A 12,507-nucleotide genomic window follows, 5' to 3' on the forward strand; every position below is an offset into this window, starting at 1 on the left:
CTTCACTTCGAATAGCTCTTTTTCTAAACAACTACGGACGCTAACTTTGCTTTACTCTGCTCTATTAAGAAAATGGTAAGCTAGAGACAATGCCGTTATAAAGTTTAAATACGACGTAAATAATTAATGTAAAAAAGACAAACCATATTACAATTTCAAAAAGCATAACACCAACCGTAGCGCTAAATGTCATATAATTACTTAATTTATATATAACATATACAAAATAAATAAAAGTTGTAGCTATAAAAATAGCTAATAAAATCCAGAATGATTGAATTCCAATAGCTGAAGCTAAAGAACCGAAGAAAAAGATAACATTCCCTCCACGTGCTTCATGAACTGTTTTTCCATCTAAATCTTTTGAGAAAAAGAGCATCGCAAGTTCATGAATCGTTTCTCCGATTAGTTTTAATGCTGAGAATATCATGAAATAGCATAATGCAAATACAACTAATAGAAATATTCGCATTTGTATTTCAGATAAAAACTCACGCATTCCCGTATAAACACCAACAGATTTGAATAGTACAATGGATTCTGTCACCGTAAATAAACCGAATGTTAAACTAAATAAAATAATCGTGATTAATGGCAAATATCCGTAGACATATGGATTCTTCATACCTAAATTCCTCTTTTTTTATTATTTATCCCTATATAATAATAGCTAAAAACGCCTTACTCTATCAAGGGGAATCAAGTAATATACTACTTAATAAGTAAACTGTTTGTAACATCGGATGATGAAATTGATATAAACTGAGTCAATTTCATAAATGCTTTTCTAGTTGAAAAATAAGAATATTTTCTAAATTAACAAATTAATAATTCGGATAATGTTTCACCTCTAGTATTTACTTAGTATGCCGCTCCAGATGGCGCTTTCGTGCTAAGCGATCGTTGAGCCTCCTCGGAAGCCCGTACCGTGCTTCACTGCGGGGTCTCACCTATCTCGCTTTCCCGCAGGACTATGAATGGACCTCTCTGAATCAACATCGCACGAAGGAAATGCGAATGCATTTTCGAGGACTCGCCATCTTCCGCTAAATAGATAATGTTCTAATAGATATGGCAAATAATAATGGCTCATTTAATGTTCGCGTTTTATATCTAATCTTTGAATTATGAAATTGATTCAAACTATATGAGAAAACAAAAAAACTTTTACCTACTAACTTTATGTAGGCAAAAGCTTTTTTCATTACCAGTAAGGTTTATATGGTGGATAATATGGTGGATAGTATGGTGGACAACAAAATGGTGGATAAGGTGGATAATTTGGACGAATTGATGATCCGACTAGTCCTCCTAAAAAGCCGCCAAAGAATGGTCCTCCTATTGTCCACAATCCTCCACCAAATGGAAATGGTCTAAAATAAGGTCGCATTTTCATCCTCCTCTCGCTCTATCATATGTAAAGCATAAGAGAAAGACTAGGAACCAGCCTAAGCTTGCTCAGCTATACGCTCGATGAATGTTGCAAGTGTTCGCACCATTACACCAGTACCACCTTTTGGGCCTAAATCATATGAACTCCTTGCATCTGATGTCCCTGCAATATCCAAATGAATCCACGGTGTATCTCCGACAAATTCTCCAATAAATCCTCCTCCAAAAATCATATGTCCATCACTACCTGGAGAGTTGTTAAGATCAGCTATATCACTTTTTCGAATACGTTTCTTATCATTTTCTGTTAAAGGTAATTGCCAAACAAATTCTCCTGTTTCACAAGATGCTTCAAGGAAGGATTCAAAGAATGCTTTATTATTCGTTAAAGCACCCGTTTTATCATAGCCAAGAGCTGTTATTACGCCACCAGTTAATGTTGCTATATCTATTAGATAATTGGCGCCCTGTTGTTTTGCATAGGAAACGGCATCCGCAAGCACTAAACGACCTTCAGCATCAGTATTTAGAATTTCAACTGTTTTACCACTAAATGTTGTAATGACATCATCCGGTTTAAAAGCATCACCAGAAATCATATTGTCTGTTGAGCCGATTACGCCAATAACATTTTTGTTCGGTCGCAATTCACCAATGATGCGCATTGCACCAAGAACAGCTGCTGCTCCCCCCATATCTCCTTTCATACCAACTATACCTGTTTTAGATTTGATGGAATAACCACCTGTATCAAATGTTACACCCTTACCCACAAACCCAACTACATCTTCCCATTTGTCGGTTGCTTGATATTTTATAGTAATCATACGCGGTTCTTCTTTTGAACCTTTATTGACTGCAAGAATAGCGCCCATTCCAAGCTCTTCAAGCTGTGCTTTATCAAGAATTTCAACTTCGAGATCATAATCCTTAGCAAGTTCTACTGCATAATCAGCAAGATTGGATGCTGTTAATATATTACCCGGCTTATTGATTAGCGTACGCGCTTCATTAACCGCAGTTGCATAGATTTCGCCTACTTCATAACCTGCTACAAGTTCAGCTATATCAGTATTAGAGATAAAGCTTACTTGTTCCAGTCGAACATCCGCTTCATTTGATGTTGTTTTGTAATTTTCGACAGTATAAGCACCCATACTCATACCTTCAGCAGCAAAAATGACTGCATCTGATGCAGGGATTTCATCTGTTTCAAATGAATCCATCCATAACGTAATTGAGGATGTTTTATGCTTACGAAGTGTTTTCCCTACTAAACCAAAAGCTTCACGTAAAGTATCCGGTGTTAGATCTTTACGATTCCCTAAGCCAACAAATACAACTCTTTTTACTTTTGCTTCCGCTGAAAAAACAGGGATTTTTGTTATCGCTTTTGCATTGGTTTGGATGTCCCCTTCCTTGATCCATTGCTCGATTGAGCCACCAAAGAATTCTATAAACTGTTCCCAATTAGCAACATTATTTTGATTTTTTGAAACTCCAACAACTAAAACATCTGTTGTTGCAGATTTGAAATTTTGGAGCTCTTTATTGATAAGCATATCTATACCTCATTTCAATTTATTATTTAATTATAACAAATTGATCCAATATACGAAATGTTCAAAAACTAGTTTAGCTTAATGGATGAACCTGAATTGTTTCTTATGTTATATTTACTTTAACAAGTAAAGGCTGAAAGGTGCTGATCATAATAGAACTTCTACACAACCTCCCTTTGATTGCTGCGTTACTCGGTATTTTGGTAGCACAACTTGTGAAAATACCGATTCATTTTATCGCAACAAAAGAAATTGATTGGGGACTTTTTACTTCAACTGGTGGAATGCCAAGCTCTCATTCAGCAGCGGTTTCAGCTTTAACAACGGCAATTGCCTTTGAATCTGGACTATCCTCACCACTTTTTGCGATCTCAGCCATATTTTCAGTAGTAGTGATGTTCGATGCAACAGGTATTCGTTATCAAGCAGGACAACAAGCCATAGTGATTAATCAAATGCGTAAAGATTTTCAAACATTTATCGTTAAAGCGAAGACCTTACCTGAAAAAAATAACGAGGAGAAAATTGAAGAACTAAAAACACTCCTTGGTCATCGCCCTATCGAAGTATTTTTTGGTTGCTTAACAGGTATTATTCTTTCAATACTAATCTGTACCCTATTCTAAAAAAAGCAGCGAGCTATTTATGCTCGCTGCTTTTATTTTAAAACATTTGATAACCCATTTTACGCAAAATCTTCATTACAATTCCTGAGACAATAGCTCCTACTAATCCACTAGCAAGAATAAGAATATCCGCAACTTGTAATGATACTAGTTTATGACCTAAAGCTGGAAATGCTGTTCCTGCCTTAAAGAAATAATCTAGGAAACTAACATCATCTACAATGAAAATCACGACGATAGGATAAAGAATAGCCATGAACCATGTAGAACGAAGTAACATATTCAATAAGAATCCAATACCAAAGAACATAACTAAGAAAATTAGCATGGATAGGATTAATTGGATAATAGAAAATCCACCTGTCATATGTTTGAAACCTCCATATTCTCTCACATAAGTGTAACTGATTGGAACAGTGCTTTCAATGACTAGGTATGATTTTCTACGTTTTGTCAAATTCCTGTCAATTAAAAGAACAATTTATACTCTGTATAGCCAAATATATTATCACGTTCTATTTCTTCTATCGTTGCCGGTCTTGTTTTTAAAGGTAAATCTACTAATTCTAATAGTAGCATAGAAGTTCGTTTATCTTCTTTCAATGCTTGAGGTGTCATCCATCTAGCTTCATATAATTCATCTAGTTGTACTGTAATTTGCTGTTCTTGTGTATTCGCTGTTAAGTAAAAAATCGCCATATTATCACTAATATCATTTCTTAAAACACCTGTCCGTATGCCTAGTAAACCTTGCATGGATGCTTTAATACCTGTCTCTTCTTGTAATTCACGATGACAAGCCTGGTCAATAGTTTCTCCTGGTTTGACAAATCCTGCTGGTAAAGACCACATACCATCTAGTCCCCCATAGCGCTTCATCACGACAAGCCATTCTCCACATTCATTTTCTACTAAGCCTGCTACACCAAGCCAGATTCTAGTACGATCGTCGCTGTCCAATCACATTACCTCCTCAAGACCTCATCCAGCTCCACATCCTAGCCTCTCGATGGATTATACACAGTAAACCCGTTAGCTGTTGTCACTGGGGATCTTCTTTTAAATATGCTGCTTCAACACTTAAATAAAAGGCTCCCTACAGTTATCATAACCGAAGGGAGTATGGACGGTACAACTATTTAAATAGATTTAACTTGCCTTTTTTCCATACTAAACGTGTACCACCAACCAAATATAAGGCGCGATTATCAATTAACTTTTTCAAAATTGACGCGGATTTACCAGTGATTTCTTTACCAAATAAATTACCAATTGCATCTGAATTACCTAATGAGCACACAGTACCTTTTAGATTAGGTACAAAAGGTTTTGTATCTTCACCCTTTACCAGTGCAACTAAGTTTTCTGCAACTGTCACAGCTTGTTGCATGGCAATTTGAGCAGTTGTTGGATATGGACGTTCTGTTTCTTTGTTCATCAAAAATGCACAATCTCCCACCATGAAAATATCAGGATAACCAGGCACACGTAAATCGTCCTCAACAGCTACTCTTGCACGTTTAGAGGGTAAATCTGATTCTTCTACTATTCGAGAGCCACGTACACCAGCAGCCCATACAACTGTACTAGCCTTGATGAACTCAAATTGATTTGGCCCCTTTTTAATTTTGACACCTTCTTCAGTAGCACGCACAACAGGAGTACCTACTGAAAACTCAATTCCTTTTTTTGTTAGGACGCCAATCGCGTAGTCCACAAGTTTAGGTGAATACATAGGTAAAACCGCTGGAGCTGCTTCTACACAAATAACACGTACTTTTTCTTTTGGTACATCATATTCTTTACATAGCTCCGGAATTTTATTGGCTAGCTCTCCTAAAAATTCGATACCTGTAAATCCTGCTCCCCCAACAACAATTGTTAATAAAGTATCATTTTTTTCGTCGTTTTCTTGAAAAGCCCATTCAGCAAATTGAGTATTAATGTGATCACGAATTTTCCGAGCATCATTAACATTTGTAATACCAAAAGCAAATTTGTCTAAGCCTTCAATACCAAAAGTTTCTCCCTCAAAGCCTAGACCAACGACTAAATAGTCATAAGTTAGCTCGCCTATATTTGTAACTACCTTTTTATTTTTAATATCAATTTTTTCAACAGTCTCTTGTACATAATGTACTTTGTTATTTAGTACATCTTTAATTTCATAGCGTACTTGTTCAGGCCTTAATGTTCCCGCAGATGCTTCATGTAGCCAAGTAGATTCATAATGGTAAGAGTTTTTGTTGACAAGCGTAATTTCAGCTTCATCAGAGCCCAATTTCTTTTGTAAATTAACGGCTGTTGTTAAGCCACCATACCCAGCACCTAATATCAATATATTTGGTCTTTTCAATAAAAACTAACCACCTTTTTAATAATTAAATATCCGCTTCATACATCCATTTTCGGTTTTTAAATACGAACATTTCAACCCATTAACTTTTCAATATTTATATTTGGATGTTCCGCCACAGACGGCGCTTTCCACGTTCTTGGCTCCATTCTCTCAGGTCAACACGCTGTTGGTCACGAAGCCGTTGCCACAGGACGTGGCGTTCTTAGGCTTTGTTCCTTATAAGATGTGCTCCTGCGATTACTCGTCGCAAGAAGAAACTGTGAATGCATTTCCGAGGACTCACTGTAGAAAGCGTTGCAATGAATAAGATTGGATATCATTAAATGTTCGTATATTTTTTATGAATTTTGCATTATGAAATGGATTCGCATAATAAATTAAACTTACGTGTATAGCTGACTGAAAAACGTTATGTATCATTTATTCTAAATTGCTTACAAAAAATCTATTTATCAGCAATATTATCTAATTACTATACTATCTGTTTTATACTTGTAATTCAAATTATTCTTTGATTTAAGACTTTTTCTAATCCTTAAAAAAACCCCCTTAGAACAAGTCAAATATGAATTGACTTTGCTAAGGAGATCTTATAACTGATCAATTTAGTTAGTTTTTTTAAATCAGCATTCTTCCGGTGTTCCAGCAACTTTCGCTGTGCGGAAGGAAGAACCACATCCACATGAAGCAATTGCATTTGGATTGTCGATTGTAAAGCCTCCACCCATTAAGGATTGTTTAAAATCGATTTTCGTTCCTTGAAGAATTGGGGCATCCTCACGGGATACAAGAATTCGTAAACCATGTTCTTCAAAAAGCTCGTCATTCTCTTGCTTTTCTTGTTCGAAGCCCATTGCATAAGAAAGACCACTACAACCGCCGCCTTTTACGGAAACGCGTAGATATGAACCCTCTTCCTTATTGTTTCGCATCATTTCTTGAATATGAAACGCTGCAGCCTCTGTAATATCAACAACTTGTGTCATCCGTGTCACCTCTTTCCTATATTCATCATATCAATTTTCTATTGCTGAGTAAAATATCAACCTCTCACAAAAATATCAATTTTATCATTAAATTTTTGTGATATAATCCTCCTATATTAGAGCTAAGAAATGAGGCTATAGATATGGAACTCTCTCCTTATTATGAAAAACAAATTGATTGCATTCATTGCAAAAATAAGTTTAAATCCACGAAAGTACGAACTAATTTTGTCAAAATAAAAGAAAGTGATAGTGATTTCCGACCAATATACGAAAATGACGTAAACCCTTTACTTTATAATGTATTCGTTTGTGAGCATTGTGGCTTTTCATTCACTGAAGATTTTACAAAGTATTTTGCACCAGGTGTAAAAGAAGTAATTGACGAGAACATTACATCACATTGGATACCTCATAGTTTTTCAGGAGAACGTACAATCTCTAGAGCTATACAAGCTTATAAACTAGCACTTGTCTGCGGAGATTTAAAAAAGGAAAAGCATATTGCATTGGCTGGACTTGCTCTTCGTACAGCGTGGCTATATCGTGCGATCGGCAACGAAGAACAGGAAACACGGTTCATGAAGATTTCACGAGAACAATATATCGATGCTTATTCTACTGAAGATTATGCGAATACATCCATGAGTGAAATACGTGTCATCTATTTAATCGCCGAACTGTCTCGTCGACTTGGTGATCGAGAACAAGCAATTCGATACTTTTCTCGGGTTATTGAAAAGCAAGGATCTTCAAACGAAACAAAAATAATTGAAATGGCAAAAGATCAATGGAAAGAAATGCGAACTGAAAAAGAGGCTACAGTAAATTAATCTCTTGTGTTAATCAATTTCGAATTGGAGAGTCGAAGTAATCCTGCCGAAAATGTAAAAAAAATAGGCTGCCCAGATTAATCGGTTTTCACCTAATTATGGGCAGCCTATAAATCATTTTAAAATACTTGTTCTACTTCTACAACGCCTGGTACTTCTTCTAGAAGTGCACGTTCAATCCCCGCTTTTAAAGTGATTGTTGAACTTGGGCAGCTACCACATGCACCTAATAAACGTAGTTTCACAACACCATCTTCTATATCTACTAATTGGCAATCTCCTCCGTCACGAAGAAGGAATGGTCGTAATTTATCTAATACTTCTTGTACTTGTGCTTGCATATCTGAAACATGTTCTGTCATTGCTATCGACTCCTTTCTCTAAAATTATTATAATGTCTATAAGATAAAAAATCCATTATAGAAATGCGAGGATCCTTGTTATGGAAAATAAATCCGTTGTAATTGAAATTTACGGGGCCAATGTACAGTGTGCAAGCTGTGTAAATGCACCATCCGCAAAAGATACGTATGAGTGGCTACAAGCCGCAATTGATCGCAAGTATTCAAACCCTGAATATACTATCACTTACATCGATATTGAGCGTCCAATTGAGAATGAGCACCATGCTAATTGGGCACAGCGCGTCATAAATGACGAGTTCTTTTATCCATTAGTCCTGATTAATGATGAAGTAATCGGGGAAGGCTACATACAGTTAAAGCCTGTGTTTCAAGCACTCGAACGTCATGGTTTTCAAGCACTTGCATAACCGAAAAAGCTATCCTATATTTTGTAGGGTAGCTTCTTTTATTCCACAAATAGGCAGTTACTGTACTCTGCTCATTGCTAAAAACGTGATGTATATTGCATTCCTTTTGTCATAAAAAAGGGCCAGAAACGTTATTAATTCAACGTTTCTGGCTTTCTTTTAACCGTTATGACGTTTGTACATCCATAATAAACCTGATTTCATCAAACGAGCAATACGACCTGTTACTGTCTTATCAGCAAGATAAACAAAACCTTGTTTTTTACCAAGAGCTCCCATAAAGCCTTTTAATTTTATCTCAGGCATTTTTTCTGGTAGCGGTTGATTGTTCCAACGTAATTTTAATACTTTTACAATATGTTCTGCTTGTTCTTCCGCTAGTTGTGCACTAGGGCCAAATTGTGAAGCAGCACAGTCACCAACAACATAGACATGTTCATCGTTTGGTACATGCATATATTGAGTAACTGCAACACGTCCACGATCTAATTCAAGACCAGTATCACGTACAACTTTTACTGGTTGAATACCTGCAGTCCACACAATTGCATCTACTTCAATTTTTTCTTCATGATTATAAAGAACTTTATCTTCTACTTTTGTAATATTCGATTGTGCGATTACTTCTACGTCGTGATTATCAAACCATTTTTTCACGTATTTACTTAGACGTTCTGGGAAGTCTTTTAAAATGCGAGGGCCACGGTCAAATAATTTAATTTTAAGATCTGCACGACTTTCACGTAATTCACTAGCTAATTCAATACCACTTAATCCTGCTCCAACAATACCCACAGTTGAACCTGATGGTAGTCCAGCTAGGGTATTATAAGTAATACGAGATTTTGCCATTGTTTGGATACTATACGTTAATTCATCCGCTCCTGGTACGCCGTGGTACGTATCCTCACAGCCTAGTCCAATAACTAAATCATCATATTCAACTTTTGTTCCATTATCAAGAAGTACCATTTTATTTTCTAGATCGATGCTTTCGACTTCTCCGTATACAGCTGAAAGTCTTTCGTGTTCAGGGAAATTAACACGGATTTCTTTTTCAGGTGTTGTTCCTGCAGCCAATGCATAAAATTCAGTTTTTAAACTATGGAATGGTGCACGATCAACTAGAGTAATTTGTACATCCTCAGGTAAATTGTTTGGTAATAAGCGAAGTAATACGCGCATATTGCCGTAGCCGCCGCCTAATAATACTAAGTTTCTCATAGTAATCTCCTTATTTAACAATTTCGTCACATTTAATCTGTCCTTAACGAGTATAGCTGATTGTGATAAGTTTCACAATATGTTTGTGATAGTTTTCACAAATAAAAGTAGATAATTGTTTTAAGTAGAAAAATTGACGTAGAAAAAAAATAATAGTAGGATTCGAAGGGTGAGGTGACGTGTGATGAATCCACTTGTTGAATTTTGCGTCAGCAATTTGGCAAATGGCTCCCAAGAAACATTTGAAGTGCTAGAAAAAGATCCAAATATAGATGTTCTAGAATATGGATGCTTAAGCTACTGTACTAGATGCTCCGATACATTATATGCACTTGTTAATGGTGAAATGGTTGAAGCTGAAACGCCAGAAGAGTTAACCAAAAGAATTTATCAGTTCATTGAAGAAAATCCTTTATTTTAAGGAGAAAAGGGATCTAATAAGTCTGTTTTTACTTATTAGGTCCCTAATTTTATAGATAAAGCAAAACGCTCTGAGTCCGCATTTATTTCATCATTTCAAGTAGGGTATCAACTGTATAAGTTGCAGGTTGCTCTTTCGCTTTCACGTCTTTTGTATGAGTAACACCTGTATTTACATGCAGTGTATCGATGCCATAATTGATTCCAGCAAGGATATCCGTATCGTAGTTGTCTCCAATCATCAACATATCTTCTTTTTGTAAATTAAATTCCTGACGAATGATTTCTAACATATGCGGAGCTGGCTTACCAATGTATATTGGTGCAACATCCGTTACATTGTGAATCAATTCAGCAAGAGCACCGTTACCTGGTGCAAATCCAAATTCACTTGGGTATTTGATGTCGCCATTTGTTGCTACAAATACCGCACCATTTTGAACATCGTAACATGCATCCGCCAACATTTGATATGTTAGTTCGGGATTCATTCCCTGGACCAATACATCTGGATTTTCATTTACAATCTTCATGCCCGCATCAACAAGTGCTTGACGAAGTCCATCTCCACCTAAAACTTTTACTAATTTATTTGGAAAATGATTGGCAATATACTTTGCAGTTGCTATTGCAGAAGTCATGATATGATTAGCTTTTGCTTCAATCCCCATTTTATACAATTTTTTTTGAACTTGAGCACCTGTCATTTTTGCGTTATTCGTCGCAAAAAAAGGTTCTATTCCCTGCTGTTGCAAGTAATGAATAAATTCTTTTGCTTCTACAATAGGATTTTCTCCTCTATATACTGTACCATCGAGATCAAAACAATAGGCTTTATACTTTTTCATCATTGTTCCTCTGGGATAAATGCAGAAACGGGGCCTAACTCATTAATTAAATAATCACTTACTTTTGGAGAAAATTCTTTAATTGCAGCTAAGTTTCCAGCTAAAACTTGAACGACTTCTTCATCATTCACTTCTAAAATATCACGAACAAGGCCACGACGAAGTCCGATTAATTTTTTCAATGGTTGATCCATATCTGTTGTAATGACTTTTTCATCCACTAAAATATCAATGATGTCTTCATAACTTCCTGGATCGCGCATAATAAAACCATCAATCATAGAGTTACCTACATCGATAATTGCTTCAATCAGAATATTTGCTATGCGTTCAACGGCCAATTTATGTACATCATCAACTAGCCAATTATCTGTTTGTTCAAACTTATTAATAAGAGAATCCATATATTCAAGGTTATTTGTAATTTTTTTTCGGTCAACAAAATACATTGTATTTCCTCCATTCAAATAGTAAAGGTTGATACCTCATTCTCTTCTATAGTACCATAATTTTAGTATCGGAAGGGGCTACGAAAAAATGGAAAGATTTTTCTTATATGATGATATAGAAGAAAACAAGACGCGATTCGTCAGTTTTATGGGTGAAAACCAACGTTATGATTTAGCAATTTTACAAAGTGTTCGTTTTTATGGCAAAGTCCTTGTATTAGACATGCAACACAATCGATTTGCTATTTTAGGATCAGATGACTTAGATGAGCCAGGCTACTTAGAACAGGTCTACAATCGACCTCCTGAAGAAGCTCAGGAAATCCGTGAATATTTATACGAATTAATCGGCTAAAGTGAAACTTCCATCAATGGGGGTTTCTTCCCCCCATTGATGGTTAGTTGAACCAATCGGGCATTTACGGGCAGTTATTCCACACCTATCTTCTTTGCTTTTCTCTCAATCTTGAGGTGGGGATTACTGCCCGTTATTGCGGGATAAAGTGAAACTTCCATCAGTGGGGGTTCTTCACCCTCCATTGATGGTTAGTTGAACCAATCGAAATTTTGCAACAAAAAAACATCGAAAGAGCTCAATAAAGCTCTTGCTCGATGTTTTTTGGTTGTTCTGATTGATCTAGTGTATTCGAATCTTCGAATGTGGCAGTTTCTGTTTCCTCTACTAATAGTGGATCTTCACTGTCTACTTCCGGTTCCTCTACAACTTCTAAAGATGATTCAACTACTTTTGGTGCTTTCCCAATCTTCTTTAATACGAAGTAAGAACATCCGAAATTACAATACTCATATATATAATCCTGTAATGTGCTAATTCTTGTGTCAAATGAAGCTTTTTGGTTTTTATCTTCATAAAAACCTTTTAAACGAAGCTGGCCATACCCCCAGTCCCCCACGATATAATCATATTTCGATAATATATCGCTAAAACGTAGGATAAAATCCTCTTGTTTAAATCCCTCTTTGACTTCATCTATTAGTTCATACATGAACTGATCTGCAATGATCATTTTATCAC

General features: G+C 36.0%; 17 protein-coding genes. 5 read left to right on the plus strand and 12 right to left on the minus strand.

Going from position 1 to position 12,507, the window contains the following annotated elements; genetic code table 11:
- Window positions 1-64: 64 nt before the first annotated feature.
- The 3 genes from Q8X41_RS08265 to Q8X41_RS08275 all read right to left on the minus strand — a co-directional run bounded on the left by Q8X41_RS08265 (window position 65) and on the right by Q8X41_RS08275 (window position 2,954).
- The gene (locus Q8X41_RS08265) at window positions 65-625 is read right to left on the minus strand and encodes a DUF5366 family protein (protein ID WP_397539751.1); all 561 of its coding nucleotides are present in this window, start codon (window positions 623-625) and stop codon (window positions 65-67) included.
- Between the two features lie 579 nt (window positions 626-1,204).
- A complete protein-coding gene (locus tag Q8X41_RS08270) occupies window positions 1,205-1,390 on the minus strand; it encodes a hypothetical protein (protein WP_397539752.1) in 186 nt (61 codons plus the stop codon).
- Window positions 1,391-1,448: 58 nt separating this feature from the next.
- Complete coding sequence (locus tag Q8X41_RS08275) at window positions 1,449-2,954, minus strand: leucyl aminopeptidase (protein ID WP_397539753.1); 1,506 nt, start codon at window positions 2,952-2,954, stop codon at window positions 1,449-1,451.
- Between the two features lie 146 nt (window positions 2,955-3,100).
- On the opposite strand from Q8X41_RS08275, the gene Q8X41_RS08280 reads away from it, so the two are divergent.
- A complete protein-coding gene (locus tag Q8X41_RS08280; RefSeq protein WP_397540228.1) occupies window positions 3,101-3,580 on the plus strand; it encodes a divergent PAP2 family protein in 480 nt (159 codons plus the stop codon).
- Between the two features lie 37 nt (window positions 3,581-3,617).
- Here the strand turns inward: Q8X41_RS08280 and Q8X41_RS08285 are convergent, their stop codons facing one another.
- The 4 genes from Q8X41_RS08285 to Q8X41_RS08300 all read right to left on the minus strand — a co-directional run bounded on the left by Q8X41_RS08285 (window position 3,618) and on the right by Q8X41_RS08300 (window position 6,925).
- Complete coding sequence (locus tag Q8X41_RS08285) at window positions 3,618-3,947, minus strand: YuiB family protein (protein WP_397539754.1); 330 nt, start codon at window positions 3,945-3,947, stop codon at window positions 3,618-3,620.
- A gap of 101 nt (window positions 3,948-4,048) precedes the next feature.
- The gene (locus Q8X41_RS08290; RefSeq protein WP_397539755.1) at window positions 4,049-4,540 is read right to left on the minus strand and encodes an NUDIX domain-containing protein; all 492 of its coding nucleotides are present in this window, start codon (window positions 4,538-4,540) and stop codon (window positions 4,049-4,051) included.
- A gap of 175 nt (window positions 4,541-4,715) precedes the next feature.
- Window positions 4,716-5,936, minus strand: coding sequence for an NAD(P)/FAD-dependent oxidoreductase (locus Q8X41_RS08295; RefSeq protein ID WP_397539757.1), 1,221 nt, complete (start codon window positions 5,934-5,936; stop codon window positions 4,716-4,718).
- A 626-nt stretch (window positions 5,937-6,562) separates the two neighbouring features.
- Complete coding sequence (locus Q8X41_RS08300; RefSeq protein WP_397539758.1) at window positions 6,563-6,925, minus strand: HesB/IscA family protein; 363 nt, start codon at window positions 6,923-6,925, stop codon at window positions 6,563-6,565.
- Between the two features lie 143 nt (window positions 6,926-7,068).
- Between Q8X41_RS08300 and Q8X41_RS08305 the strand changes: the two genes are divergently transcribed.
- Window positions 7,069-7,758: a DUF2225 domain-containing protein gene (locus Q8X41_RS08305; RefSeq protein WP_397539759.1), complete on the plus strand. Its 690-nt coding sequence runs from the start codon at window positions 7,069-7,071 to the stop codon at window positions 7,756-7,758.
- 119 nt (window positions 7,759-7,877) lie between these two features.
- Here the strand turns inward: Q8X41_RS08305 and Q8X41_RS08310 are convergent, their stop codons facing one another.
- Window positions 7,878-8,120, minus strand: coding sequence for a NifU family protein (locus Q8X41_RS08310; protein WP_397539761.1), 243 nt, complete (start codon window positions 8,118-8,120; stop codon window positions 7,878-7,880).
- An 80-nt stretch (window positions 8,121-8,200) separates the two neighbouring features.
- Here Q8X41_RS08310 and Q8X41_RS08315 point away from each other — a divergent pair, with 80 nt between their 5' ends.
- Entirely contained in the window at window positions 8,201-8,530 is a 330-nt protein-coding gene (locus Q8X41_RS08315) for a YuzD family protein (protein WP_397539762.1), read from the plus strand.
- A gap of 159 nt (window positions 8,531-8,689) precedes the next feature.
- Here Q8X41_RS08315 and Q8X41_RS08320 read toward each other — a convergent pair whose 3' ends face one another.
- Window positions 8,690-9,754, minus strand: a complete 1,065-nt coding sequence (locus Q8X41_RS08320; protein ID WP_397539763.1) for an NAD(P)/FAD-dependent oxidoreductase — start codon at window positions 9,752-9,754, stop codon at window positions 8,690-8,692.
- Between the two features lie 184 nt (window positions 9,755-9,938).
- On the opposite strand from Q8X41_RS08320, the gene Q8X41_RS08325 reads away from it, so the two are divergent.
- Window positions 9,939-10,175, plus strand: coding sequence for a YuzB family protein (locus Q8X41_RS08325; protein ID WP_397539764.1), 237 nt, complete (start codon window positions 9,939-9,941; stop codon window positions 10,173-10,175).
- An 82-nt stretch (window positions 10,176-10,257) separates the two neighbouring features.
- On the opposite strand, the gene Q8X41_RS08330 is transcribed toward Q8X41_RS08325, so the two are convergent.
- Window positions 10,258-11,022 (minus strand): TIGR01457 family HAD-type hydrolase, encoded by a 765-nt coding sequence (locus tag Q8X41_RS08330; protein WP_397539765.1) that lies wholly within the window; start codon window positions 11,020-11,022, stop codon window positions 10,258-10,260.
- Window positions 11,022-11,471 (minus strand): DUF86 domain-containing protein, encoded by a 450-nt coding sequence (locus tag Q8X41_RS08335; protein WP_397539766.1) that lies wholly within the window; start codon window positions 11,469-11,471, stop codon window positions 11,022-11,024. The genes Q8X41_RS08330 and Q8X41_RS08335 overlap by 1 nt, the downstream gene beginning before the upstream one ends.
- 88 nt (window positions 11,472-11,559) lie before the next feature.
- On the opposite strand from Q8X41_RS08335, the gene Q8X41_RS08340 reads away from it, so the two are divergent.
- Entirely contained in the window at window positions 11,560-11,826 is a 267-nt protein-coding gene (locus tag Q8X41_RS08340; protein WP_397539767.1) for a DUF3055 domain-containing protein, read from the plus strand.
- A 238-nt stretch (window positions 11,827-12,064) separates the two neighbouring features.
- Here Q8X41_RS08340 and Q8X41_RS08345 read toward each other — a convergent pair whose 3' ends face one another.
- Entirely contained in the window at window positions 12,065-12,499 is a 435-nt protein-coding gene (locus Q8X41_RS08345; protein ID WP_397539768.1) for a YutD family protein, read from the minus strand.
- Between the last annotated feature and the right edge of the window lie 8 nt (window positions 12,500-12,507).

Origin of the sequence: Rummeliibacillus pycnus (assembly GCF_044359855.1) — a bacterium.
Lineage (GTDB): Bacteria > Bacillota > Bacilli > Bacillales_A > Planococcaceae > Rummeliibacillus > Rummeliibacillus pycnus_A.

What these genes read in the sequence shown, in the direction of transcription:
- Q8X41_RS08345 (WP_397539768.1), bottom strand. Translation starts at nt 12,499, where the DNA reads ATGATCATTGCAGATCAGTTCATGTATGAACTAATAGATGAAGTCAAA.
- Q8X41_RS08325 (WP_397539764.1), top strand. Translation starts at nt 9,939, where the DNA reads ATGAATCCACTTGTTGAATTTTGCGTCAGCAATTTGGCAAATGGCTCC.
- Q8X41_RS08305 (WP_397539759.1), top strand. Translation starts at nt 7,069, where the DNA reads ATGGAACTCTCTCCTTATTATGAAAAACAAATTGATTGCATTCATTGC.
- Q8X41_RS08270 (WP_397539752.1), bottom strand. Translation starts at nt 1,390, where the DNA reads ATGCGACCTTATTTTAGACCATTTCCATTTGGTGGAGGATTGTGGACA.
- Q8X41_RS08320 (WP_397539763.1), bottom strand. Translation starts at nt 9,754, where the DNA reads ATGAGAAACTTAGTATTATTAGGCGGCGGCTACGGCAATATGCGCGTA.
- Q8X41_RS08340 (WP_397539767.1), top strand. Translation starts at nt 11,560, where the DNA reads ATGGAAAGATTTTTCTTATATGATGATATAGAAGAAAACAAGACGCGA.
- Q8X41_RS08300 (WP_397539758.1), bottom strand. Translation starts at nt 6,925, where the DNA reads ATGACACAAGTTGTTGATATTACAGAGGCTGCAGCGTTTCATATTCAA.
- Q8X41_RS08310 (WP_397539761.1), bottom strand. Translation starts at nt 8,120, where the DNA reads ATGACAGAACATGTTTCAGATATGCAAGCACAAGTACAAGAAGTATTA.
- Q8X41_RS08315 (WP_397539762.1), top strand. Translation starts at nt 8,201, where the DNA reads ATGGAAAATAAATCCGTTGTAATTGAAATTTACGGGGCCAATGTACAG.
- Q8X41_RS08275 (WP_397539753.1), bottom strand. Translation starts at nt 2,954, where the DNA reads ATGCTTATCAATAAAGAGCTCCAAAATTTCAAATCTGCAACAACAGAT.
- Q8X41_RS08330 (WP_397539765.1), bottom strand. Translation starts at nt 11,022, where the DNA reads ATGAAAAAGTATAAAGCCTATTGTTTTGATCTCGATGGTACAGTATAT.
- Q8X41_RS08285 (WP_397539754.1), bottom strand. Translation starts at nt 3,947, where the DNA reads ATGACAGGTGGATTTTCTATTATCCAATTAATCCTATCCATGCTAATT.
- Q8X41_RS08265 (WP_397539751.1), bottom strand. Translation starts at nt 625, where the DNA reads ATGAAGAATCCATATGTCTACGGATATTTGCCATTAATCACGATTATT.
- Q8X41_RS08335 (WP_397539766.1), bottom strand. Translation starts at nt 11,471, where the DNA reads ATGTATTTTGTTGACCGAAAAAAAATTACAAATAACCTTGAATATATG.